The organism is Komagataeibacter intermedius TF2 (genome assembly GCF_000964425.1).
Taxonomy (GTDB): domain Bacteria; phylum Pseudomonadota; class Alphaproteobacteria; order Acetobacterales; family Acetobacteraceae; genus Komagataeibacter; species Komagataeibacter intermedius.
The window spans coordinates 1-404 of record NZ_BANF01000419.1 but is presented as its reverse complement, the minus strand read 5'-3'; the positions used below and the strand labels follow the sequence as shown (position 1 = coordinate 404).

The window sequence follows — 404 nt, the reverse complement described above, 5'->3', positions numbered from 1 at the left end:
GCTGCCCTCTCGGCCTCGGTCGGCGCAAACTCGGCCGCAAGCGTCACCGATTTGTGCGGCGCCAGGGTCAGATCATAGGCACTGATCTTGCGGGCGTTCCTTGACCAGTCTTCGCCATTATCGGCCCTCTTTGCTTCAAACAGGCGATTGAGTTGCGCGTTCTTCGGTGGTGTCTTCGGATCAATGCCAAGAGCCGCCGCAATCTTGGGCTGCATGTCCGGTCGCCACGAGGCCCGCCCATCGCGACCGGTGTAATAGCTGGTCAGTCGGCCACCATCCGCGTCAGGCACTTTTCCGGGTTGGGTACGGAAATCGTGCTCGGGATCTGGCAGTTCCTGCGTGAAATAGGCAGTGATCAGCCGACCGCTGCTCTCAGCCGAGATTTTCCGGAACGTCATCATCAG

Annotated in this window: 1 protein-coding gene; it reads right to left on the bottom strand. The window is 60.1% G+C overall.

The annotated features are described in order from the left end of the window. A partial coding sequence (locus tag B7449_RS17805) for a relaxase domain-containing protein (RefSeq protein ID WP_048883979.1) occupies positions 1-401 on the bottom strand: 401 nt, incomplete at its 3' end. Positions 402-404: the final 3 nt, after the last annotated feature.